Origin of the sequence: Haloquadratum walsbyi C23 (assembly GCF_000237865.1) — an archaeon.
GTDB lineage: Archaea > Halobacteriota > Halobacteria > Halobacteriales > Haloferacaceae > Haloquadratum > Haloquadratum walsbyi.
In genome coordinates, this window is sequence record NC_017459.1 from 403,661 (window position 1) to 427,463 (window position 23,803).

Annotated in this window: 21 protein-coding genes and 1 CRISPR repeat array (1 of these 22 only partly in view); of the genes, 14 read left to right on the plus strand and 7 right to left on the minus strand. The window is 47.5% G+C overall.

The window, feature by feature from the left end; translation table 11 throughout:
* Window positions 1–2,905: direct repeats of the CRISPR family, unit length 37 nt; unit sequence GTTGCAACGAAGAGAAAACCCGCTAAGGGATTGAAAC (it extends 195 nt beyond the left edge of the window).
* 352 nt (window positions 2,906–3,257) lie between these two features.
* The 3 genes from HQRW_RS01760 to HQRW_RS01775 form a co-directional block, all read right to left on the minus strand.
* Complete coding sequence (locus HQRW_RS01760) at window positions 3,258–4,349, minus strand: tyrosine-type recombinase/integrase (protein WP_014555218.1); 1,092 nt, start codon at window positions 4,347–4,349, stop codon at window positions 3,258–3,260.
* On the minus strand, window positions 4,342–4,791 hold the full coding sequence (locus tag HQRW_RS01765) for a hypothetical protein (protein WP_014555219.1): 450 nt from the start codon (window positions 4,789–4,791) through the stop codon (window positions 4,342–4,344). The genes HQRW_RS01760 and HQRW_RS01765 overlap by 8 nt, the downstream gene beginning before the upstream one ends.
* Before the next feature lie 885 nt (window positions 4,792–5,676).
* Entirely contained in the window at window positions 5,677–6,507 is an 831-nt protein-coding gene (locus HQRW_RS01775; protein WP_014555220.1) for an IS5-like element ISHwa3 family transposase, read from the minus strand.
* A 151-nt stretch (window positions 6,508–6,658) separates the two neighbouring features.
* Here HQRW_RS01775 and HQRW_RS01780 point away from each other — a divergent pair, with 151 nt between their 5' ends.
* The 3 genes from HQRW_RS01780 (at window position 6,659) to HQRW_RS01790 (ending at window position 10,487) form a co-directional block, all read left to right on the plus strand.
* The gene (locus HQRW_RS01780; RefSeq protein WP_049891537.1) at window positions 6,659–7,006 is read left to right on the plus strand and encodes a hypothetical protein; all 348 of its coding nucleotides are present in this window, start codon (window positions 6,659–6,661) and stop codon (window positions 7,004–7,006) included.
* Between the two features lie 67 nt (window positions 7,007–7,073).
* The gene (locus tag HQRW_RS01785) at window positions 7,074–8,852 is read left to right on the plus strand and encodes a DNA methyltransferase (RefSeq protein WP_014555221.1); all 1,779 of its coding nucleotides are present in this window, start codon (window positions 7,074–7,076) and stop codon (window positions 8,850–8,852) included.
* A gap of 3 nt (window positions 8,853–8,855) precedes the next feature.
* A complete protein-coding gene (locus HQRW_RS01790) occupies window positions 8,856–10,487 on the plus strand; it encodes an N-6 DNA methylase (RefSeq protein WP_014555222.1) in 1,632 nt (543 codons plus the stop codon).
* Between the two features lies 1 nt (window position 10,488).
* Here the strand turns inward: HQRW_RS01790 and HQRW_RS01795 are convergent, their stop codons facing one another.
* Together HQRW_RS01795 and HQRW_RS01800 are read right to left on the minus strand one after the other, a co-directional pair.
* Complete coding sequence (locus HQRW_RS01795) at window positions 10,489–12,276, minus strand: hypothetical protein (protein ID WP_014555223.1); 1,788 nt, start codon at window positions 12,274–12,276, stop codon at window positions 10,489–10,491.
* Entirely contained in the window at window positions 12,269–13,036 is a 768-nt protein-coding gene (locus HQRW_RS01800; RefSeq protein ID WP_014555224.1) for a hypothetical protein, read from the minus strand. The genes HQRW_RS01795 and HQRW_RS01800 overlap by 8 nt, the downstream gene beginning before the upstream one ends.
* Before the next feature lie 138 nt (window positions 13,037–13,174).
* Between HQRW_RS01800 and HQRW_RS01805 the strand changes: the two genes are divergently transcribed.
* The 4 genes from HQRW_RS01805 to HQRW_RS01825 all read left to right on the plus strand — a co-directional run bounded on the left by HQRW_RS01805 (window position 13,175) and on the right by HQRW_RS01825 (window position 15,884).
* Window positions 13,175–13,723: a TATA-box-binding protein gene (locus tag HQRW_RS01805; RefSeq protein WP_014555225.1), complete on the plus strand. Its 549-nt coding sequence runs from the start codon at window positions 13,175–13,177 to the stop codon at window positions 13,721–13,723.
* A gap of 343 nt (window positions 13,724–14,066) precedes the next feature.
* The gene (locus tag HQRW_RS15770; protein ID WP_158307729.1) at window positions 14,067–14,786 is read left to right on the plus strand and encodes a DUF7263 family protein; all 720 of its coding nucleotides are present in this window, start codon (window positions 14,067–14,069) and stop codon (window positions 14,784–14,786) included.
* Complete coding sequence (locus tag HQRW_RS01820) at window positions 14,779–15,306, plus strand: DUF7262 family protein (protein ID WP_014555226.1); 528 nt, start codon at window positions 14,779–14,781, stop codon at window positions 15,304–15,306. The genes HQRW_RS15770 and HQRW_RS01820 overlap by 8 nt, the downstream gene beginning before the upstream one ends.
* A 2-nt stretch (window positions 15,307–15,308) precedes the next feature.
* The gene (locus HQRW_RS01825; RefSeq protein WP_014555227.1) at window positions 15,309–15,884 is read left to right on the plus strand and encodes a DUF7261 family protein; all 576 of its coding nucleotides are present in this window, start codon (window positions 15,309–15,311) and stop codon (window positions 15,882–15,884) included.
* Between the two features lie 303 nt (window positions 15,885–16,187).
* Here HQRW_RS01825 and HQRW_RS01830 read toward each other — a convergent pair whose 3' ends face one another.
* Window positions 16,188–17,387 carry a HEAT repeat domain-containing protein gene (locus HQRW_RS01830; RefSeq protein WP_014555228.1) on the minus strand — a complete coding sequence of 400 codons (1,200 nt, stop codon included), beginning with the start codon at window positions 17,385–17,387 and terminating at the stop codon, window positions 16,188–16,190.
* A 127-nt stretch (window positions 17,388–17,514) separates the two neighbouring features.
* Here HQRW_RS01830 and HQRW_RS01835 point away from each other — a divergent pair, with 127 nt between their 5' ends.
* From HQRW_RS01835 to HQRW_RS01860, 6 genes are all read left to right on the plus strand, one after another.
* Window positions 17,515–18,555 (plus strand): PDDEXK family nuclease, encoded by a 1,041-nt coding sequence (locus HQRW_RS01835; RefSeq protein WP_014555229.1) that lies wholly within the window; start codon window positions 17,515–17,517, stop codon window positions 18,553–18,555.
* A gap of 549 nt (window positions 18,556–19,104) precedes the next feature.
* On the plus strand, window positions 19,105–20,334 hold the full coding sequence (locus tag HQRW_RS01840) for a translation initiation factor IF-2 subunit gamma (protein WP_014555230.1): 1,230 nt from the start codon (window positions 19,105–19,107) through the stop codon (window positions 20,332–20,334).
* 175 nt (window positions 20,335–20,509) lie between these two features.
* Window positions 20,510–21,139 carry a hypothetical protein gene (locus HQRW_RS01845; protein WP_014555231.1) on the plus strand — a complete coding sequence of 210 codons (630 nt, stop codon included), beginning with the start codon at window positions 20,510–20,512 and terminating at the stop codon, window positions 21,137–21,139.
* A gap of 3 nt (window positions 21,140–21,142) precedes the next feature.
* The gene (locus tag HQRW_RS01850) at window positions 21,143–21,727 is read left to right on the plus strand and encodes a DNA-directed RNA polymerase (protein ID WP_011570622.1); all 585 of its coding nucleotides are present in this window, start codon (window positions 21,143–21,145) and stop codon (window positions 21,725–21,727) included.
* Window positions 21,728–21,925, plus strand: coding sequence for a transcription elongation factor subunit Spt4 (gene spt4 / locus HQRW_RS01855; RefSeq protein ID WP_011570623.1), 198 nt, complete (start codon window positions 21,728–21,730; stop codon window positions 21,923–21,925).
* Between the two features lie 10 nt (window positions 21,926–21,935).
* A complete protein-coding gene (locus HQRW_RS01860) occupies window positions 21,936–22,496 on the plus strand; it encodes a GTP-dependent dephospho-CoA kinase family protein (RefSeq protein WP_014555232.1) in 561 nt (186 codons plus the stop codon).
* A 462-nt stretch (window positions 22,497–22,958) separates the two neighbouring features.
* Here the strand turns inward: HQRW_RS01860 and HQRW_RS01865 are convergent, their stop codons facing one another.
* Complete coding sequence (locus HQRW_RS01865; RefSeq protein ID WP_014555233.1) at window positions 22,959–23,159, minus strand: hypothetical protein; 201 nt, start codon at window positions 23,157–23,159, stop codon at window positions 22,959–22,961.
* 191 nt (window positions 23,160–23,350) lie between these two features.
* Here HQRW_RS01865 and HQRW_RS01870 point away from each other — a divergent pair, with 191 nt between their 5' ends.
* Window positions 23,351–23,668 (plus strand): 30S ribosomal protein S24e, encoded by a 318-nt coding sequence (locus tag HQRW_RS01870; protein ID WP_011570625.1) that lies wholly within the window; start codon window positions 23,351–23,353, stop codon window positions 23,666–23,668.
* Window positions 23,669–23,803: the final 135 nt, after the last annotated feature.

Below are 23,803 nucleotides of genomic sequence, written 5' to 3' on the forward strand. Positions count from 1 at the left end.
CTCCCGGAATTCTCCCGCTTTAATGTTGCAACGAAGAGAAAACCCGCTAAGGGATTGAAACAAGCCGAATCGCTGGGTCAATTGAACATACTACGGTGGGTTGCAACGAAGAGAAAACCCGCTAAGGGATTGAAACGCTATCATCATCGTCACCGCCACCACCGAATGATGGCGTTGCAACGAAGAGAAAACCCGCTAAGGGATTGAAACGCGGCTCCGTCTTCACGACTAAAACAGCAGAAGATCGTTGCAACGAAGAGAAAACCCGCTAAGGGATTGAAACGTTTATCTTCCTCAGGTTCGAGTTCAAACCCAATTTGTTGCAACGAAGAGAAAACCCGCTAAGGGATTGAAACATTCCTCAGTTTTCGAGATTGGTTGGTGCTAGCCATGTTGCAACGAAGAGAAAACCCGCTAAGGGATTGAAACAATTCTCTCAGACTGTACTGTCGTTGTGAAGCGTCGTTGCAACGAAGAGAAAACCCGCTAAGGGATTGAAACCACGTTTGGTTGTCGGGCTGGCACGGTCAACCGCGTTGCAACGAAGAGAAAACCCGCTAAGGGATTGAAACCAGTCCCAAGTAGCGCAGCATCGTCCACCCAAGTAGGTTGCAACGAAGAGAAAACCCGCTAAGGGATTGAAACTATTTGTCACGGCATTGCCATCTGTATCAGTATCGGTATGTTGCAACGAAGAGAAAACCCGCTAAGGGATTGAAACTGATTATCATTCACACACCATGACACATTCTGCTGCTGTTGCAACGAAGAGAAAACCCGCTAAGGGATTGAAACTAACTCTCCAAAGTGTACAAATTGCGGTTCTCATGGTTGCAACGAAGAGAAAACCCGCTAAGGGATTGAAACGCAGCCCCCGTCTTCACGACAATAAATCTGGTATAAAGTTGCAACGAAGAGAAAACCCGCTAAGGGATTGAAACGAAAATGCAAGTACAGGAGTTGGTAAAACAACTTGTGCTGTTGCAACGAAGAGAAAACCCGCTAAGGGATTGAAACAATAGACAACAGTTTAAAGGAATAGACAGTCTTTTAGGTTGCAACGAAGAGAAAACCCGCTAAGGGATTGAAACAATTGGATGTATGAGCAGTCTGTGAAAAATGGGTTCGTTGCAACGAAGAGAAAACCCGCTAAGGGATTGAAACTGCACGGAACTCTCGAATATCGATAAGATTACCTGTGTTGCAACGAAGAGAAAACCCGCTAAGGGATTGAAACATGACTCCGACAGAGGACCCAGTGAATACTGTTGTTGCAACGAAGAGAAAACCCGCTAAGGGATTGAAACACATGGGCAACTGGCGTAGGGTTGACTGCCGTAGAGGGTTGCAACGAAGAGAAAACCCGCTAAGGGATTGAAACAACACGGGATGATGTTCGAAAGCTACGCCGAATGTTGCAACGAAGAGAAAACCCGCTAAGGGATTGAAACCTGATGTTTTGGTCACTGCTCAGAAAAACACGGCAGCGTTGCAACGAAGAGAAAACCCGCTAAGGGATTGAAACCTGATGTTTTGGTCACTGCTCAGAAAAACACGGCAGCGTTGCAACGAAGAGAAAACCCGCTAAGGGATTGAAACTTTCAAAGCCGACGGCGAACAGCACTGCCGGCAAGTGTTGCAACGAAGAGAAAACCCGCTAAGGGATTGAAACCTCTCAGCCTCAACGGCATTCTTTGCAGCCTTAATCGTTGCAACGAAGAGAAAACCCGCTAAGGGATTGAAACTATTTGCATGAGCTAACCCACGTTATCGCTGTTTAGTTGCAACGAAGAGAAAACCCGCTAAGGGATTGAAACTCCCCGTGGTCAAATCCGCTGTCTTAACTGTATTATGTTGCAACGAAGAGAAAACCCGCTAAGGGATTGAAACAGCACGGCTAACGACGTGGTGGATCTAAGTAAGCCGTTGCAACGAAGAGAAAACCCGCTAAGGGATTGAAACTGGTTGACCGGTGAACTGGGAACACCGGGAACACAGACGTTGCAACGAAGAGAAAACCCGCTAAGGGATTGAAACATTGCTATCATTGGCTATGTGCTGCTGCAACGTGTTGTTGCAACGAAGAGAAAACCCGCTAAGGGATTGAAACCGCCGAGGAGGCAGTCGCTGCCGTGCTGTCTGTTCGGTTGCAACGAAGAGAAAACCCGCTAAGGGATTGAAACACTCCGCGAGGATAGTAATTCAAAATTGGTGAAAAGTTGCAACGAAGAGAAAACCCGCTAAGGGATTGAAACGATGATCAGCCAGTTCAACATGATGATCCAGGTCGGTTGCAACGAAGAGAAAACCCGCTAAGGGATTGAAACGATGAGTCGTGAGCGTAGATCGTCTGTGGTTGATTGGTTGCAACGAAGAGAAAACCCGCTAAGGGATTGAAACGATGAGTCGTGAGCGTAGATCGTCTGTGGTTGATTGGTTGCAACGAAGAGAAAACCCGCTAAGGGATTGAAACACCACTTTCCTCGTGGATTCTAACACGTTGAGTTCGTTGCAACGAAGAGAAAACCCGCTAAGGGATTGAAACCCGGCGGCTTCGTCCAAGACAATCACGGAGGGTTGGTGTTGCAACGAAGAGAAAACCCGCTAAGGGATTGAAACACCAATAGGTTAGTTCTCGCCAGTGTTCATCATGTGTTGCAACGAAGAGAAAACCCGCTAAGGGATTGAAACACCATCTAGATCAAGACAGAAACCGGTCTGCCTCAGTGTTGCAATGAAGAGAAAACCCGCTAAGGGATTGAAACCCGATCCACCGAAATTCGTGAAGTGACTACCTGGTTGCAACGAAGAGAAAACCCGCTAAGGGATTGAAACGATACGAGTTTTCTAACTTGGTTCGGACGGTCTGTTGCAACGAAGAGAAAACCCGCTAAGGGATTGAAACAGAGTCCCCGAGTCCGTCGAGATCCGGGAGTCCAAGTTGCAACGAAGAGAAAACCCACTAACCAATAAACCCTGCCGTAATCGTCAAACTCGCAATCATGAGGGCACAACTGAGCAGCCCTACTGAATTCTCAGGATTTTCGAGTCATATTCTCACATTATTGATCTCAGTTTAATCGTCAGTAACAACACCTTCACACGAGCTATCCTTACCATCTTTGTCTTCCTGAGCTCAGAGTTTTCTCATGTTCACGGTCGAAGTTCTCCTGAATGACTGCCTTTCTCCTCAAACTCATGCTTATCTGAAGAGATGTTGGCGTTGATAACACCTAAATCCTCTATTGATGAGGATTTTATAATCCAAATTGGTATATTTGCTCTCTATAGATTGTCTCAATATCCTCATAATATGTATGAATATATTCGTCCATTACATCAAGATTCTCTAGTTTTGAACCACCGGGCGTATCACCGCGCATATATTTAACCAACTCTCGGCTCAAATCCTGTTCTACCCCCCAGTAAGTTGTAAATCGATGACGACCATAGTGACTTGTTACTGCCCGGAATCTTTCAGTCTCAGCGTATTCTGGATGAAAATAATTTTTCCATATCTTATTAATGTCACTGTATTTAAGTTTTTGACGCCCAATTTTCGATAGGAACAGCCATGGCTCATTAATATCAGGGCGAATCAAAATATATCTCAAGAGTACTTCACGCAATTCATAATCCAATGGAAGAACGCGGGGCTTTCGAGACTTATTTCGCTCTCTGTCGTGAGGAATATAAATAGCGTTTCTACGATCATCTAACGCTTTAGCGGTCCCCATTTTAGTATAATGATCTTCAATAACAGTATTAGAGAGATGAATTTCTGAGATTTTAATGTTGCATACCTCGCTTGCACGAAGCCCAAGTTTGAGTTGTATCAAGACAAAAGCTTGATCTCGAATATTCGTGATTTCTTGTAATTTCTTTGATAGCTCATTCACAGTTAATCGTTGTAGCTTCTTTTGCGGTTCACCGCTGAGGTCAGCGGTTTTTTTTGCTAGATCAATTGGATTGTAGTCACGTGAGTGAGGGAATGCTGCATCATCCTGCCAATATTTGTACGCTTGATTAAGATACATCAGCCGATTTTTGATCGTCCCTGCCGCATTGCCACGCTCTTCCTGCAAGTAATCAATGAACCGACTCACATGGGTTTTATTTGGACATGCAAAATGGCGCTTCTCGTTGTACATGAATTCTTGCCATTGCTGAAATGAGCGACGGTACTCCTCGTCCGTTCCCTTCGCTAAGTCTTTTTTCGACAGTCGTTCATCTATATACAACTCAAATGGATTTATTTCGATCGAATCAAATTTCTGGGTATACTTTGCAAGTGGATCCAAATCGCGATTGAACGCATCTGCAATTGTTTGCCGATCAGAATCACGCATTATTTCTCTCCTGTTTTTGAATCCAGACTTCGTGGGCACTACTGCCGGCTACGGAGGCAGCCATGTGGAATGGATTATATGTATGAGGGTGATTGACATGCCATTTAAGCCATTCATATAACCCCTCAATTACATACCAGTGCTGATATGTACGATCACGAGAAAACCGGGATAATAATTTTCCTGACCATACTTCAACATCAGTTGGTTGAGCTAATATACAATGTCGACCCTGTTCAGACATATGCTTCCTCCATCGACGTAAAAATAATTCCCAGTCTTCGCTCATCCGATCTGAAAGCTCAGTAGTCGCTCGGTATGACTCCCAAGTCGATGTATTTTGATACCGTCCCTCGAACTGGCATAATCGGCGGGCGGTTGGGACATCCGAGAGCTGTTTAAATATACCAAGCCGATTTTGTGGCGGTCGGAACTTTTCCATCAGATATTCCTCTCATTAATCATACATTGTAATACGGTGAGACTATCTACAGCTTTCTGTGTAGTATTCTCCATAATACAACCGTTCTTGCCGCCTTTTGCTACTAATACTCTCACAATAGAATACTGACATATTAACTGTATATCAACATAGCAAGTTAGACACACAGGTTATTGTGGACTTCGAGATAGCTATAATTGACAATTAACCGATATTTGTGGACGATGAGTACATGATAATCAGAAGAAGCGTTACATATTGAGATGCAGGCTTTCAGATCCGAACATTTTCGCTCAAACCAGATGGGTTGATAAAACGATTAGTTCATGCATGCTCTAGCACATCTAAGTAACATGAGTCGTAGCGAAGGTAAAATCATTGTCGCATCATAGAATGCCCAACAATATTCATCACTAGGTCTTATATTGTCGGATTTAATTGGCTGGGAACCTCAGAGGATAATTAAAAGAGATAATATATTAATAAACTACCTACATGCTATCTAGATGAATATGAGTGCCGAGGCCAGCTTTCTATCTACACACCTGCGAGAAGAAGTGTACGGACATGGGAGAATCGTGTCTGCTACCCGCTGAGAGAGGGCGGTCGTAATCTAAAGGCGAATAGAGCACACTCCGAGACTTCCAGGAGCGATTGCCCCCGGTCTCTACACTATCTGCTTAATCCAAGTCATGATTCACCGGGATACATAACTACCGGCACTCTTCCAAGACATATGAGAGCGCTCGTACTCGCAGAGAGCTCAGGAACAGTCAATAGTGATGCTGAAACGGCTGTTGATTACTATCAGGGAAATTTTCTTCCAGTTTCACAATTGATTGATGGAATAAAGGGCTGTGTTGAATCGCCATACAGCGGTGGAATTCACTGTTTCACGGCTCGCTTGATGTTATAGACCACACACATCAGCGCGATTTCTCGGAACTCACGGAACCAAGTACGCGCTCGCACGGCGAAGCCGAGCGAGCGCTTGACAGCCGAGTTCACTGTCTCGGTCATTGAGCGCTGATTGTAGCGTTGTTCGTCGATTCTGGCGTTATGAGCGTGGTCGTACGGAGCGAAGATACGATGTTTGATGAGCGGGCGAATCCCGAGGTCACGAAGAGATTCGCGGAGCGATTGCTTGTCGTATCCCTTGTCGGCGGCGAGCGACCGCAGATCGCCCGCGTTTCGGCGGGCGATCTGCTCGGCAAGGTCTGCGTCACTTCCCTTCCGGTTCGTCGAACAGTGTACGTCGAGGACGGCCTGCGACGCTGTATCGACGAGTTTCGTGACCTTCAATTTCTGCACGCGGTAGCTGATTCGCTGGCAGTAGTGGCGGCTCGCAGCTGAGCGTTCGTAGAAGGTAGCGTCGATCGCACCGTGTTCGGAGGGGTCGTGCAGCTGCGCCGACTGGCGCAGCAGCACTCGACAGACGCTCATGCTGATCCGGTCGAACGCCTTACACAACGTGGATGGTGAGGGGAGATCGGCCGCTTCAAGGCCGATCTCCCCGGTTATTTGTGGCATCTCCTTCAGCAGGTCAATCGTCATCCGGTAGGACGTGTCGAGGTAAATTCGGAGACAATGGAGGGAAACGAGCGCGTAGTCGGCGAATCCGCCGCCACCTTCCGGGGCGGCGGATTCGTCTCCGTCGCCAGTAACCCTTTGAGAAATCGGGACAATCTCGCTAGTGAAGCGGGAGATTTGCGTCATGGACATTCGCAGTCTCCCGCTTCAACTCCTTTGATTTAACGACCCATCCCGACGCCGCCTAGCGATTCAACACAGCCGAATAAAGCCATACGGTGATGTTGAGACTCGTATAATCACAGATTCCAACAGCTTAATCTCGGGGTCATCGAATGTGTCCGAGGAACCAGAACAATCCAATGAGGATGCTCTGGAAGCCGCTACTTCTCTCCTCATTGAATCTGGTTCCGATTTTCACGCTGTCGTCATTTTACTTACTACCGATGTGTTTCGAGAGGTTGTAGCTGAAGATTGGGACAACATAATCGAGGAGGTAAATGAGGATGCAATCTGGTGTCTCGGAACCAGTAGATCTGGTATTTCCAGCTGTGATATCGATAACCTGCAAGAGAACATTCGAGAGCTATTCATTTACGAACGTGTTGGCGTCGCTCCCATTGATAGTGATACACGCGAGTCGTTGTTAGCCTCCGTCGAATCTCACGACAAGGAACTACAATAGTACCTTTCCGAACCCCTATAATAGATGACGGGCGATTGTTGCATATGACTTGGACCGACGTGATATCATGAATTCTAACCCTGAGATTTCGCCGTTGAACGAGGAAATCATGTCAGATAATGGAAAGGGATCCCTCTTTTACCGGGTACACCCTTACCCCACTAAGGTTCCTCCATCTATTCTAAAACAACTGATCGAGCACTACACTGATCCTGGTGATTTGGTACTTGATCCGTTCTGCGGTAGCGGCGCAACAGGATACGCTGCAAAGCTCTCCGGGCGGGACTTTTCAATCTCAGATCTTAGTCCCTACGCAGTCCATATTGCTCGAGGATACACTGAATCTTGCTCGACAGATGAGATCGACGATGCATTAGAGACCGTTTTCACTATCCTCAAAGAGACCCGAGATACCTACAAAACGGCTTGTCGATCCTGCCAACGGCAAGTGGAAGGTCGATATTGGGTCTGGTCGTGGGAATTTGAGTGCCCAACATGCGAAAATACTTGGACGCTAGATCCTGATGAAGGGCAGTCGGGCCGAGGTAAAGTAACATGTCCAGACTGCGACACAGAACACTCACAGAGCGACGTACATTCTGGTCAAGATGTTCCGATTCGAGTTGCGTATAAATGCTCGGAGTGCAACAGCAAGGCCGTCGAAAAGCAGGTATCTCCAGCAGAACAGGATCGACTTGTCGCACTGGAAGACTCCGACGTTGGATCGAGTCGCTACGACCGACCGATGATGCACGTCGAAGATGGCACTGAGTGGGGTGACCAGTACCGTGACGGCAATCACGAGTACGTAAACTCGGTGTCTTCGTTCTTCACTGGTCGAAATTGGGAGATATTGGTCGAACTCTGGGAAACACTAGAGTCAGTGGAAAATAATCTGGTGCGAAATGCCCTCGAATTTGCCTTTACTGCGTCTCTTTACACCTCCTCAAAAATGGTTCGCTGCCGGCCTAAACGAGATGGCCGAAGTAATAATCCAGGAACGCTATATCTCCCACCCTTAGCCCTCGAACAGAATGTCTTCAGGGTTTTCGAAAGACGGGTTAAGAAAGTACGGAAGCTCAAGATTAAACTGTCAGGTGCAGAAGCCCAACAAATGCTGACCTCTGATGGAATCGCCGCACGTGGGGAAGGGACCATTGGGGTTCGAGATGCGCGAGATCTCGAGGACCTGAAAGACGATTCAGTAGATTACGTGGTCACTGATCCCCCGTTCGGTGATAGTCTTCAGTACGCAGAATTGAATTTCATCCCAGAGTCGTTTATTGGCACTTTCACTGAGGCAGAGAACGAAATCGTCGTCAACGATACCCGATCAGTTTCTGAGACGGAATATCTTGATCGGATGGGGGACGCATTTGAAGAGGCGTATCGCGTCCTCAAGTTGGGGGGGTATATATCTATTATCTTTAATAATACCTCGCCACTCGTTTGGGCAGGGATGAAACGACGTCTCCTCAAATCTGGGTTCGAACTTCCAGCAGTAACAGGAATTGTCAAGGGACACGCAAGTAAGAACCAGACCGTGTATGCAGGATCAACGAGCCGGTTCGACCCTGTATTCCACGCACGTAAACCGAGAGACTTAGAGTCCGTATCCGAGATTATCGAATATTCAGAGGAAGAGAGTGAGGAACTCGCCATTGATGTCGCATCAGGGGTTATCGAAGAGGATTCTCACAAAGAGTTCGCGGATTCAATCGCGTATATCCACAGTCAGGTGACTCAACGTCTTCTGGAGATGGATGCAATCGTTCATCCTCCCTCTCCAAAAACACTCAAGCGTCTCTTAGAAGACGCGGGTCAAGCTGATTTCGTCGAGGCCTGAAACATGTGTGAGAAAGAATCGCCTACACTTGAGGATGAGCTATCTGTGGAACGAGCGGGGACTAATTCGACTGTTTCGCGCCAAGAAGACGTTTCAAAACGCAAGGCGACGGGCGCGTTCTACACGCCTCCAGAACTGGCAAACTTCGTCGTTGACCGGGGACTGAGCCTTCGAAACACGTCTGAGCGGCTCTCTGCTCTTGATCCTTCTGTCGGTGGTGGGGTGTTCTTAGACAGTATTGCCCAGCGGTTTCAAAATGAACCAGAAATCTCTCTTGAGCTGGTCGGTGTTGATATCGAAGAGCGTGCGCTTGCTGCCACCGAAGATGTTCTAGCAGCATACGACCAGTCGACGATGACGGTCAACCTAGCTCATGACGACTTCTTCCGCTGGCGTTGGTCGGCGATGGACGCTGATTTCGACCTCATCGTCGGGAACCCACCGTGGGGACTGACAAGTTCCGAGGCGAACGGGTCACCGATTTACCGGGAGTTGTCCCTGGATTTCGTCCATCATAGTCTCCAACTGCTGGGCGATAACGGATGTCTAAGCCTCCTCCTTCCGGGAACATGGGTATTCTCACGCTCAGATACAGAATTCCGCGATTTTCTCCTTGGCCTGAATCGGTCTATTGAGATATATCAAATCAGTCCGGACTGGTTCCCTGATGCAACTTTTACAGTTGAACCGGTTGTCTTGATCGTGGGGTCGAAAGCGGGCGAACAGGATCCACAGCTATCAATCTATGACGCGACAAGCATCCCGATAAACAGTAACCAACTCTATCAGTTGCCGTTAGACCGCTTCCACGACTATCCCGCACAGAAGTTCCCGATCGCCCCAGCATCTTTTCATAGATTCATTAATGGGTCTGAACTGTCGAACATAGTCACTACCCCACCCGGACTCGGGTATCAGCCGTATAGCGGTGTTAAAACATATGCGAACAAGACGTATGTCTACGACGCCGTGAGCGCCATGGAAAATAAAAATAATGATGATATCGAGATTCGGATGTCGCTTGACGACAGCGAAAAGCAAAATGGCGTTGAGTCTGATTGTCCTGTTCTTATACCATATGATAAAGGCGGGCGAACCAGAGATAAAGATTGGACGGCATTCTGGACTCCCACTCGACACTACCTTCGATGGGACGCTGAGGCAGTTACATACTACCGCTCGAAAGGCGGTCTCAGAAATGAAGAGACGTATTTCACTGACGGGATTCACTTCTCATCGAGTGGCCGAAACTGCCCAGTGTTTCGGCTCTCAACCGGACTAGTCTACGACGCCGACTTCCCGTTCGTCCCAGTCGAGGGTCGTGAGCAGTGGGATCTCCTGTCCCTGCTCAACAGTCCACCGTGCATGTATTTGATCAAGCACTGTATCAATCCAACTGTTCATTTCAAAAACCAGGACTTCGAAGACGTTCCGCTCCCGGAGTTCAAGCAGATGGATACTGATGTGCTAGTTAACACAGGTCGCCAAATCACGAAGGTCCGAAAAGGAGAGGGACGAGTTCCAGTCGACATGTATCGGAAGCTATCGAAGGAAAGCGCGGAGTTGTACGGATTAAGTGACGACGAGGAGGAGACGGTGTGGAAGTGGTTTGAGCGAGCTCGGCTTCAGTCCTGAATTATCTCGACTCCAGATCCTCGACCAAAGTGAACGGATCGAGATAGACCCTCCATCCGCACTCTACAAGTCGTTCTAGGTTGTCACGGTGACTCCAATCACCGTCCACCCACATCCACCATTCGTCGTCGGAATATTCTGGCTCAATCTGACCGTTTTGGACGGGGAGGTTGAGTTTACCGAACCAGCCCTTCCCTCCTTCTTCTCTGGCTCGTCGACCTTCTTCATTCTTCGTCGGTTTCGACTTGATGTACACCGAACTGTCGTCATCCTCGAAGCTGAACTCCGCCCGTGCAAACGTCGGGCGCCACATATCCTCAGCCTCACGGAACGTAATGAGGCGGTCGACGAACTCATCATATGGTACGTCTTTGATAAAGGAGTACCATCGGCCGCCTGTGCCTATCCGATCGCCGAACTGGAGCGACGATTCTTCGATCAGATGACTCAGTGCCCAATTAGTTGGTGTGCTATTTGTCCCATTATATGCTTGATAATTAACGGAACTCCCGATCAGTTGTCGACCCGTTCTCACCCACTCGGAACTTGATTTCCCGCTAGCGTTCGATGTGATTTGATCGACAATCTGCTCGAGGATACGTCGAGTGACAGGGTCGTCAAATCGTTCACGAGAGAAGTTCTGTTCAGTAACACTCGTCTCTTCATAGAAATCGTCGACTGGACGTTGATACAGCGAACGTAGTGCGTTTCGGTAGGCGATACGTTGGGTCTCATCCGGGTGGTTCCAGTACTCCGCCAAGCCATCGATATCACCGGACTCACAAAGGTCGCGTATCTGTGGCAATATCGATTCGGCGTTATCCACAATGTCGCGTCCCGCTTCGACTTCGGGTATCTCCTCTGCAGCCTTGTCGAGAACGGCACGGAGAAGGGGCTGACCCTCTTCGGCGAACTGATCAAGTTCTGCGTCTCCATCCCCGATTTTCTTCCAGGCCGCTTTCAGTCCAAATCTATCCGCAGGGGTCCCTCCCGAGGTAATCTGATCATCCAGAAAGGCCATATTCAATTTGTGCTCATCGGTACCTCGGTAATCATGTCGAGCACGGTGTTCTGTTAGACCTAATGGAGACAAAGGGAAGCCATTCTGTTTGAACTGTTCGAATCGGTCGAGTAATCGTCCTCCGACGAGGTCTATGATTTCATTGTCCGATTTGTTTTCGAGACGGTCTTTAAGCCAAGTTACGAACTCAACAGGGTCGTCAAAGGGTGCGTACGCTTCAAGAAGTGCCTGTTTGATTCCAGTGTCGGGATCAGTCGGTTCAGAATCTAAGTATTCGTACGAGGGGTACGAGACGAAGTCTAGAAAAAGCTCGTATTGCGTTGGAATCCATTTCCTGACGTATCGTCGATTACCGAATATTACGTCACCGAACGCTGTATCCTGTGGAAGTCCTTCAACGGTCGAATCAGGGGCTCTTGTTCGTGAACCGAGGAACGAGAATTCTTCCAGTGTTTCGATTGCTTTGTACGACTTATTCGGTTCCTCAGACACGTTCTTCTCGTCTTTCCAGTGGGTAACTTCTAAGACTAACGCGCGGTCGGCGGTCTGTGATCCGTCAGCGACTTTGAATATTCCGAGGTCGAAAACATCGGGAACATCAGCGTCGGAATATTGCGGTGTGTACTGGTGAACGATCCTCCAATCTTCAGACTTTGGAAAGGTCAGCTCTGCACAAGCCTTCGTTAGAGCTTCAAAAAGATCGCCAGCATGGACAGAGTCTCCACGGGCGCCATGGAAGCCGCTACCACTTATGACGCTATCACTCATGTGTTTCGTCTCTAAGTAGATGGTTTCCTATTCGGTCCATATTGTTACGAAATTCATATTTATTTTCGGCCTTCAAAACTGTTGTTCCTGTTGGTAGCTCTCCACTAGCGCAAGGGTTAGAATGTTCAAGTATGGCGGCAGTATTATTGCTTCTTAGTTCACTCAGAAGATCTACCTGTTCTCTTAGACGCTCACATGATTTGTTTAATGACACTTCCATACCGAGGGTTGGGAAAATCGGTTCCCCCTGGTCTTCTGCGGCGATCGGACCATTAGAGTTGGTTTCGGTCTTATACCGCCTCTCACCTGAACTGCTTCCACTCCAAGATACGATTACATGCTCTCCTACGAATGGATCCGAATGTTGCTCAATCTCGAAAGTCCCCGAATAGACAAGTAAATCTGGCCGGTCTCGCGATCGTAAGAACGGACTTCCTTCTCTAAAAAAAGACAGTGACTGTTGATCTCGCTTGACTTCAAAAATTGGCGAAACCCAAGATAGGAGATCCGAGATATCCGCTTGCTGGTTTATTCCCGAGCCTTGGGTTACACGACGGTATGGTATATGATTCGTGTGCGAAAGATCTAGCTGTTCGTCAACCGGAACAAAGTCATTTTTTAGGCAAAATTGAATTAATTTTGCTATGGTGATTGACTCAAAGCGTTTCGGTCTTCCAGGTGGTTCGTTTATAATTTCTACCCCTTCTTCGGTTAATGATAGAGAAAGCTCACTCAGTGCTTGTTTACTCCAATGATCCATATCACGGGGATTGTATCCCCATAAGTTGAGTATTTCTCAAGAGTGCTGTGAGCCATCCATAGAAGATGTTTTGTCGAGTCGGTAATTAGAAACGATCAAGCTTGAACACTGTGAGACGCTGATTCAGTAAAATCTCCAATGGTTAAAGTCGTTAATATCGTAACGTCTGGGTCTCTCGGCACTGAACTAGATCTAGAGAATGTATATCGCGATGTTGGAGCAATTGGTGAGTACGATCCCAACAAATATCCAGCAGTGTATTTCAGATTCAAAGAAGACGCTCCTTTGGTTACTCTCTATAGAACTGGGAAGTACATCGTAACCGGAGCAGATTCAAAGGAAGAGGCGTATTCGATACGCGACCGCTTCCTCGGTCTGCTTGCAGAGCAGGGGATGATTGCAGAGCAGGATGACGAGTGGTTTCGAATTCAGAACCTCGTCTGTACGGCAGAACTGGGGGAGTCGTTGAATCTCAATGCACTCGCAATCGGTCTTGGTCTCGAAATGACTGAATACGAGCCTGAGCAGTTCCCTGGGTTGACTTATCGACCAACCGGTACCGATAGTGTCGTTCTCCTCTTCGCCTCTGGCCGTGTCGTGATTACGGGCAGCCCTGACCTCGATACAGCAGAGGAGACGTTCGCCGCGTTACAAGAAGAAGTGACAGACCTCCTTGCCATCGACTAAGGCACAGACCGAGAGACTCCGAGGAGACGCGGTTTTGTGGCGAGGGGCTGAGGGATACACCGGATTCCATCTCAACTCGCAGAGCCTCGCATCTCTTGACCAGAAGATGACCTAGTCAGAGAACCGGTTTCGCTCTGTAAACGCGAAACTCCGGAATGCTCTAATCCAAAATCCCGGAATAGCGGGGTAAGACGTTTGACGCGTCATCAATCCTGCTCTAAGTTGTGAGTTGGCAGGTCGATCAGCACATCTGGGTCACAGTCGAACGGACTCGGGAGTTCGTCAACGAACGCTCGCACGAATCCCGTGGTTCCTGGTTTGATCATATTACCTCTGCATCGGCGTGAGCCGTCTCACCATCCTCGTTCTCGTAGGTCGTGGGGACGAGCACGGGGATACCCTCCTCGAGATACTCCTGCGAGACGTTTCTGAGCGTCTCGCTCTCCGTGTCGAGGTTCCTGTCCGTATCTATCGTCCCGACGACTCCGCCTCGTTCATGATTCAGTATCTCGACCTCTACGACCTCGTGCGACGTCTCTGTCGTGACCTCGACGTCCTCACCGAGATTTATCGCAGGTTCATCGTTGAGGCTATTAAATCACTCACTATCACGAACCTTACAACAGCAGTCCCATCATTAGCTGGTCGATCCGCCCGAGTTAGCATTCATGATACACCAATTATTGACCGTGGCACGCCGACAAAGTCACTAATTCGCCGACGCGTCCTCATTGAGTCATACACAACACGTTCTCAGGATATTGTACTCGCCAACGTATCTGGGAGCGAATCGTCCAACATCTCTATTCCAGAACATGTTGGAGACGTGACTGTATCCATCTTACCAACTACGAATCGGACAGTCCAAACTATCCGGGCAGATGGTCGGGTAGTTAGGCATAATCCAACGGGACTCAGTGTACAAAAGCATCATATTTCTTCATCGAGACATCCACTTAATATCTCGATTGTCTCAACCGGTAATACCTCAGGAAAACTACTGATTGCGTGGCAGACAGCAGATACAACGCTCGCGTGGGTGGAGGTGCGTGTCGGTGAGTAACGTCTGCTGGTTATTATTTGACATACAAAATAGCAATCGTGCGCCAGTCGATAATATCGATGAGTGTTCCCAGTGCGACAATCAAGCGGCAACCTTGACAGATCAAAGACGAGTAGATAGTCGCGCACAGCTAGCAACATCACTTATTGAGTCAGGCGTTGGGGCATTGGTAATTCTCGCTGTCGTGTCTGGATTTCTTTGGGCTCCAATTGATACAGCTAACTCAACACCTGAACTTGACCAACTTGCAGCAGACACACTTTATATTCTTGACGAAGAGACTTCCTCCAATTCGGGTCAAACACGCCTCGCAGCTATGTGTCATTCATCGTCAATGTCAATGAGTGAGCAGACGCTCCTTCGTGACCGAATAGAAACAATCTTACCACCCACTGTTTTCGCAGAAATAAAAACGCCACATGGAACTATCGGACCAGCCGCACCAGTGGGCGGGTATACTGGGCGAGCAGTATCTGTTGGGAATCACTGTACTGTTGCTATTGAGATATGGTATGTATGAATATGATCCGATCCTCAGGTGATACCCGAGGTCAGGTCGTTCTCGTCGCAGCAACAGTCGTCGCCATTGCGCTTCTCACAATGGTATTTGCGTATACGCAACTTGGCTCTATTAGCTTTGACACCGCAGATGAAGCCTCGTCACGCATCGATACTGGAGGGGCAATCGTGAATCCAGGCTCACCTGTGATTGCACTCGATACAGTTCACAATCAACTTACAGCATCTGTCCAGGCAGCAGTATTTGATGATCGTAAAAAGCATAATTGGAATGAACGTCAGCGTGTAATTGAGCGCGTCCGAACAGATATTACTGAAGACTTCCATCAAATTGAATTATATCATATACAAGAGGGACGGTCACTCACACTCAATTTTGCTGCATCTCATGCTCACGAATGGGCGCACATGCAATGCCCGGGTGGTCCTAACCGTATGTTCGGTCAGTGCCAACCAGTAAATGGAATAATCATACAATCACGTGCTGAGGAAGCAACTATTGTCGCTATAGCTGTCGAAGTTCAAGTCATTTCACCAACAGAAACGACAAATGCGATATTCATAATTACCATTGAATAAGAGATCTGAACACTGACAAGATTTTTATTATGTATCGGATTAATATTTAATTCGAACCCTGAGATACTTTTTTATTAATATGTATCGACTCAACACAATATATAAATTTTAGAGGGTGTCATAAAACAGTTAACATGGTTTTCTGACACCGGTTGAGAGGACTATTGCTGCTTTTGAATAGCGGCAACATTTTCTCTCTCAGACGCCGGTTTTCTGAAAGCTACTGAGGTGTGTGAATCGTTCTATGACACCCTGATTCTTCTCTAATTTGGGGATTCGATAATGATCAAAGCAACGAGGATATCATTCTTCAATACTGTCGATGGCCATCTGTGCGACTGACCGAACATCCTCATCAGGGTCAGTCGCAGCAAGTTCGGTCAACGTCTCTAATGCACTTGTCGCTTTTAGTCGTTTTAGAGCCCAGCAAGCATTGAACCGCGTATCAGCGGATTCGTCATTGAGCACCGCAAGCAACTCTTCTGTGGCCGGACTCACTGTATCGGGATATTCTTTCGCAACACGAGCAAGAATGGATGTTGCGTTGTATCTCACCAGCTCGTCTGGGTCTTGCACCAACTCTATTACATCTGGAATCCAAGGTTTCACCTCGGTTGGATACTCGTCGGCGATATCTGCGAGTACACCAGCAGCATTAGACCGGATCGTGTACTGATCTGTTGATAACAACTCGCCAGCGGTCGGGGCAACGTCGACCGTGACGTTCGCATGTTCTTTACTGAGGTGGCCGATTGCCCGGAGCACCCAGACGTGAGCACGCTCCGGCTCAGTCTCTAAGAACAACTCTAGCTTCGTAACAACATCAACTAATGCGTCTGGTTGTGAGGATCCGACTGAAGCCAAGATTCGGGCTGTTGAGTCCGTATCTGTCGACTCATCTCGAAGCAACCTCGCAAGTTGCGGTATGGCATCAGTTACTACAGTGGGATCATGATCAGCGAATTCAGCAAGAAACTGTATAGCTTCGTTCCGGAGTAAAGAGTGAGTAGACTCATCCACGAGATGGATTGCCGGTTTGACACCCGCTCGCGTGCGTTCTGGGTCCGACTCAACGACACGTGTGAGTATTCCGAGAGCCTCACCTTGTACTGCAGGGTGGCTATCACTTAGCAGCTCTATCACCAAATCAACAGCAGGGATACACTCATCAGGTGATGTTGCTGCCATCTTGGCGAGGTGAGCCAGAGCTACGCGCTGTGATTTCCCATCTGAAGACGCGATATCTGAAACGACTTCATTTACGCTCGTAGGGTCTACCGTGTCGGAGGCTTCGTTCAGGTCGCCCTCAGTGTACGTGTTTCCGAGGCTATCGACGAGACTGTACTCAGTCAAATTCCGGTCTGTCCGTACTGACATCTCGAATAATTTCAACCGATTTGTATGAGTGAGCGGCATTACCCGTTCGTCTGGCGGTTTTAGCATATCCCATTCAACAATTTGATACCCAACTTTTGGATACGCGTTCTCAAGTGGATCTGTCATTCAGTGGGTCCTCTCTTTGGTTTATGTATTTGGTGTCGTGAGCTAAAAAGGCTGTTTGACTTTCATGCTGATCTCATATCCCAATTAACACTTAACTTTTTGTCCAAATCTATATTCTCCTGCAATTATGGAATTATATCGGATTGAACCAGACAATATGACGCGTATTAGCGAACGAAATCTGGACGAAGAGGAACAGCTAGAAAATAGATTAGTGCGCACAGAGGCAGCACAAATCGGCGATGTCGAACTTCTTTACATTGGTCGGCAAGGAACTATCGAGACTGGTGGTATATTTGATATTCTTGCTATTGATGAACTGGGTAATACAGTGGTTGTGGAATTAAAACGAAATGAAGCGCCACGCAGCGTGATTGCTCAGGCTCTTGAATACGCAAGTGAGATTCAAGACGCTGAGTACGACTATCTAAATAGTCGATACAGTTCTTTTCTAAGAGAAGAGCAGGGGTATGGTGACGAACCTCCTTCACTCCTAGAAGCCCATGCAGAATATTTCGATCTTGATGAGCCACTCTCACCCCGTGAGTTCAATACTGAACAGCGGTTGATTCTGGTCGCCAGCAAATTTGATGAAGATAAGCTATTAAATATAGTAGACTTCCTCCGAAACCACGATGTTGATGTCATCGCTGTAGAGCATAGTACCTACCGCGACGACGATTCAGATATTGAGTTGCTGGCCACAGATGCTATCCGACGGCCTCTAGCACAAGAACCCTCCACAGCAGGAGATAGAGACTCCCACTCTCGAGTGTATGGGCGAAAGTGGCACATAGAAGAGAAACCGAATCCCGAGACAGGTGAACTTATAGAAGAGATCGTAAGCCAACTATCTACTATTGACTCCCTACAAGATCCATCTTGGAATCAGAAACCATATGTTGCGCTTGATCATCAAACTCTACAGTATCGTTTAATAATCAGGACTCAGGTAACACAGCTACAAATATGGATGGGATTAACTTGTGATCCCAAAGGTCGGAACAGGATAGCAAACGAAATTGGAGTTCCAGAGAGTGAAGTTGAACAGTCAACTAACAATAGAGGTGATCCACGTCTTGTTATCCGATGTAAACCTGATTACGATATTGACGTGTCCACACTACGTAACGAGGTTAAAAAATTGATATTATCTTCCGGAGAATAATTCGTATACTAGATGTCATAGACGGTCACTCTCCCGTGATCTGGCTTAAGTCATGTTATATTAGCGCGCTCAATCATTACATTTATTCCAAAAATAAACTGATTCGGTGCATTTCGTACTGGCTAGTTAACGATAATAAGAGTTCCATGACACTCTCATCTCAATATATTGATATTCTCATGGCAATCCAGCGTGGGAATTTTATCCTGTAATATATGGTGAGTAGACAGATGTACGCACGGATAAAACTAAAGTTGGATATGAATGTTATCTCTCTCAATTGTCCTTATCTTGTAACGGAGCAACTCTGGGACTCACACGAACACACGTCACGGTTTGCTTCTGGAATCAGTCATCATCGCCCCACGTAGATCACAACTCGATGATCAAATACGGATTTGGTTACATCGATCGTTTTACCTAGCGGAAATCAGCAACTGAGAAACACTCCATCCATAAGACAGTGTTACTCCACTTCGAGGTGAGAACAGCAACTTTATCTGTCGCTCAGGGTGAATTGATTCCAAGATTACTTTCAGGAGGTCAATAGTGACACAACAAACACAACAACCGGAGGTGAATATCGGACTCGTCGGTCATGTCGATCATGGGAAAACAACGCTCGTTCAAGCGTTGTCCGGTTCATGGACAGATCAGCACTCAGAGGAAATGAAGCGAGGTATTTCAATTCGACTTGGATATGCCGACGCAACATTCCGTATGATTTCTAATGTTAATCCACCAGAGGGATATACCGTTGACGAAACAGGTCCTGACGGCGAACCAACTGAGACGCTTCGAACGGTTTCATTTGTTGACGCACCAGGACATGAGACACTGATGGCGACAATGCTTTCTGGAGCAGCAATTATGGATGGTGCTGTTCTTGTTGTCTCAGCAACAGAGGATGTGCCACAGGCACAAACTGAAGAGCATCTGATGGCACTCGATATCATTGGAATTGAAAACGTCGTTATTGCACAAAATAAAATTGATCTTGTGGACCGTGAGCGTGCAATCGAATCACATAATCAGATCCAGTCATTCGTTGAGGGGACAGTCGCTGAGGATGCTCCAATCGTTCCTGTCAGCGCTCAGCAGGCGGTCAATATTGACCTTCTTATTGATGCAATTGAGCGTGAAATCCCAACGCCTGAGCGCGATGCAGATACGTCACCTCGGCTTTATGCTGCTCGATCATTTGATATTAATCGTCCAGGAACGACTTGGAAGAACCTTTCTGGTGGTGTTATCGGTGGCTCTGTTTCCCGCGGACGACTTGAAACCGGAGCAGAGATTGAATTGCGCCCAGGACGTGAAGTTGACCAAGGCGGGCAGGTTGAGTGGCAACCGATCATCACAGATGTTCGCTCATTACAAGCGGGTGGTGAAAGCGTCCCTGAAGTAACTCCTGGCGGATTATGCGGGGTTGGCACTGGTCTCGATCCAAGTTTAACGAAAGGAGACTCGCTCGCCGGACAGATTGTTGGTGAGCCAGGGACATTACCACCGACGCGTGAATCATTTACTATGACTGTCGAGTTGCTTGACCGAGTTGTTGGTGATGAAGCGGGTGATGTCGAGACGATTTCAACAGGAGAACCATTGATGTTGACAGTTGGTACAGCAACAACCGTTGGGGCGGTCACAAGTGCGCGCAGCGGTGAAGCCGAAGTCTCACTTAAACGACCAGTCTGCGCTGAAGAAGGGTCAAAGATTGCAATCAATCGCCGCGTTGGCGCCCGATGGCGGCTCATTGGGATTGGGACGCTTGAGTGAGTGATAATTACAATTCATTAACACGATCGCCTCTGACATTGGTATCAAACCCAATCTGCGGATATCACGCACGATACAAAACAGAGCGGCATATGACAGGCGGGACTGAACATGACATGGGTATAACACGATCTCATTGTAATGAATAAATATAAAATATTCAGTATTTGACATCATGATCGCCGTAATCCTCGATACAAACGCATTGATGTTGCCTGTTGAACGAGATGTTCGTCTGTTCGAGGAGCTTGATCGGATCCTCACAGAGTCATATATATCACTTGTTCCGCGTCCGGTTGTTGCTGAACTGCATCATCTCAGTGACGGTGCTGGAGTTGAAGCGACAGCAGCAAATGTTGGTAGCGACCTACTTGATCGCTGTTCTATCATTGATACTGAAGCTGATTTCGCTGATGACGCTATTGTCGAGTTGGCGACCACTGAGACTGTATTGGGTCAAACTGAGATCTGTGCTGACACTACTACAGTTGACAGCACTCATAATCGTCAGTCCGATGAGAAAGATATCGGTACACATACGAATGTCCATAATAATATACATGCAGGCAGACAAATTAATGTGGAAGCCGACGCTCACAGTGACGACCGAAATGCAGACCTGATTGAGATTTCCGACCGGGAGTCAACGGCGGAGGCGACGACAGAGATAGCTGAAGACGAATATTTGACGATAAAACAATATGTCGTCACAGAAGATAGACCGCTCCGTAATCGATTATACGAACATGATGTTCGCGTAATCGGTATAAGGGGGCGAAACACATTGGAGATAACAGAACCATAACGTATGTATAAACGGGTACAACTTACAGATACAGTTGAAGTGCCTCCGCGGCACCTTGCAGATGTCACACCACAGCGTGTTAAGCGACTTCTACAAGACAAATTAGAGGGACGGATGGATGAAGATATTGGAAGCGTTGTTAGCGTCATCAGCGTTCTTGATATTGGTGAAGGCGCAGTCCTTCCAGGGCGTGCTGGTGTATACTACGAAGCTAAATTCGATGCAATTACATTCGACCCAGCAATGCAGGAGGTCGTTGATGGTGAAGTCGTTGAAGTTGTTGAATTTGGGGCATTTGTCGGAATTGGTCCGGTTGATGGGTTGTTGCACGTCTCACAAATTTCCGATGAATACCTTGCATACGACGGTGAAAATCAGCAACTTGCGTCCACAGAGTCAAATCGGACGCTTGGTGTTGGTGACTCTGTGCGTGTTCGCGTTGTGACAAAAAGTATTGATGAGCGAAATCCCCGTGATTCAAAAATAGGTCTTACCGCGAAACAACCTGGTCTTGGTAAGCATGGCTGGTTGCAAGCGGACCGACAGGCCAACGCTGCTACGACGGAGGCCGGCGCGGAGGGTAAGTAGATGGTACAAACCCGCCTTTCATGTCGCGAGTGTCATTATATCAATCACGCCGATTCACAAACCTGTGAGAACTGTGGGTCAAGTAGTCTGACTGAGGATTGGGCGGGATATGTTGTTGTTACGCACCCAGATGATTCAGCAATTGCTGAGGAGATGAATGTCAAAGAACCCGGTGGATACGCGCTAAAGGTGCGCTAACGCAGCAGCAATGGCTAGGCTGCCACTCGAACTTCCATCATCACTCCGGCAGGAATTTAAATCACCATTTGGTCCAGTCTACACTGACGTCACCCAATTCCTCGCCGATGCCGGTCGACCGATTATTGCTGTTGGTGATATCGTCACATATCACCTCCAGACAGTCGATTACACTCCGGCAGTGGCTGTCATCGACGGACAGACAAAACGTGAAAGCGTCGATGAAACAGTCAAACCAGCGCTCTCGAAGCATAACAAACGGATAGATGTTGAAAACCAACCGGGGACAATATCTATCGCGCTATTAGAGGCGCTGCAGACCGCAGTCGAAACACCTGAATCTGTTATGATCGTTGTCGACGGCGAAGAAGACCTTGCAACACTCCCGGCGGTTCTTGTAGCACGACCTGGGGGGACCGTCGTGTATGGACAACCCAACCAAGGGATGGTACGTATTGCTGTGACTCCTGAGACAAAGACCACAATGTCGAGATTACTTAAACGCATGGATGGAGATGCTGCTGCAGCATTTGACCGGCTTGGAGTGGATCGCAGTGGCAATAAAAAATGACTTGATCGTATCGATAATTGAATTAATCTGTTTGTTACGTCAGTGTGGCAGGATAGGGTGCTCACTTCGCGTTTTAGCATCGGAGTACAGTGCTTGCATATAGTTTTTAGAAATTCTATGATGCACTGAATACCAATCGAATCGGTCTCTCTGCCGTATCTCACTGAGGCAGCATCGGGGATTCCTCTTTTTTGCGGAAGGCACTCTCTCCATCAGGCAATGTACAGTCGTATGGTATTGCTATTCCCTCAAAATAATATCCTGTCAATCTCTCAATTCAGCACGTATCTGTTATATCGGGTCCTATCGTTTACGATTGGGAGGATATCACACCGCAACATACACTGTGAGCAACGAACTGTTCCGTTTCGAGTATTTAAAACCCGGCGGTGAGTTCCATCAGGTATCGTTAAGAGACAGATTCAAAATCGGTTGCAGTGACTGCAACAGGAAGAAAGTGAGTCAGAGCGTCCCCTTTCGACGACGAATGATCAACTCACGAACGCGTGCTTCGTGGTCAATGTCACTCTGGAAGTACGCGGTCAGAATCGCCTCAACAACCTCTGAACGGCTTGCTTGGAGATCGACGCACTGCTCGGTCAGATCGTCCAGTTCCTCAACGAGTTCATCCGAAATGGACACTCCAAATTCCGTGTTTGACATCGGTTAGACCTCTTCAAAAACAGTTGCAGTTGCTGCAACGTAATATTATTGTCTCATCCGGCTGAAGAGATTCTTCGCGACACCACCATTTATATACTCGAAACGCGAGAGGCAACGAACGCGAAGTGATGGCAATTCATTGCTTCGAAATCCTTTTAGTCGTTTCAAAATGAATATGCATTAACTAACCAATGGAAGTCGATATTCTCTCTGAAGATGAAAATTCGATGTTGCACCGCACCGACATTCAATTTGAGATTGCACACGAGGATGCAACCCCATCTCGATTGTCTGTTCGTGACAGCCTTGCAGCGAAAATAAATAAGGACTCTGACGAGGTTGTTGTACATAAACTTGATACCAAATTTGGGATGCGAAAGACGATTGGATACGCAAAGGTATATGACTCACCACAGTCCGCTCGTCAAGTCGAACAGGATTACATGCTTAAGCGAAATAAAATTGAGATCGAATCGGAAGATGAAGACAGTGCAGCAGAAGGAGCATAACAGGGACACTCGCGAATAACAGTGATGACTCTTGGCTGATTATTATAGTATCACTAGATAGTAGATACCGGATATCAGATGTCAGATATCATATGACGTGTGTGTATTACCCCGGTGACTCCAAACGAGTGATTA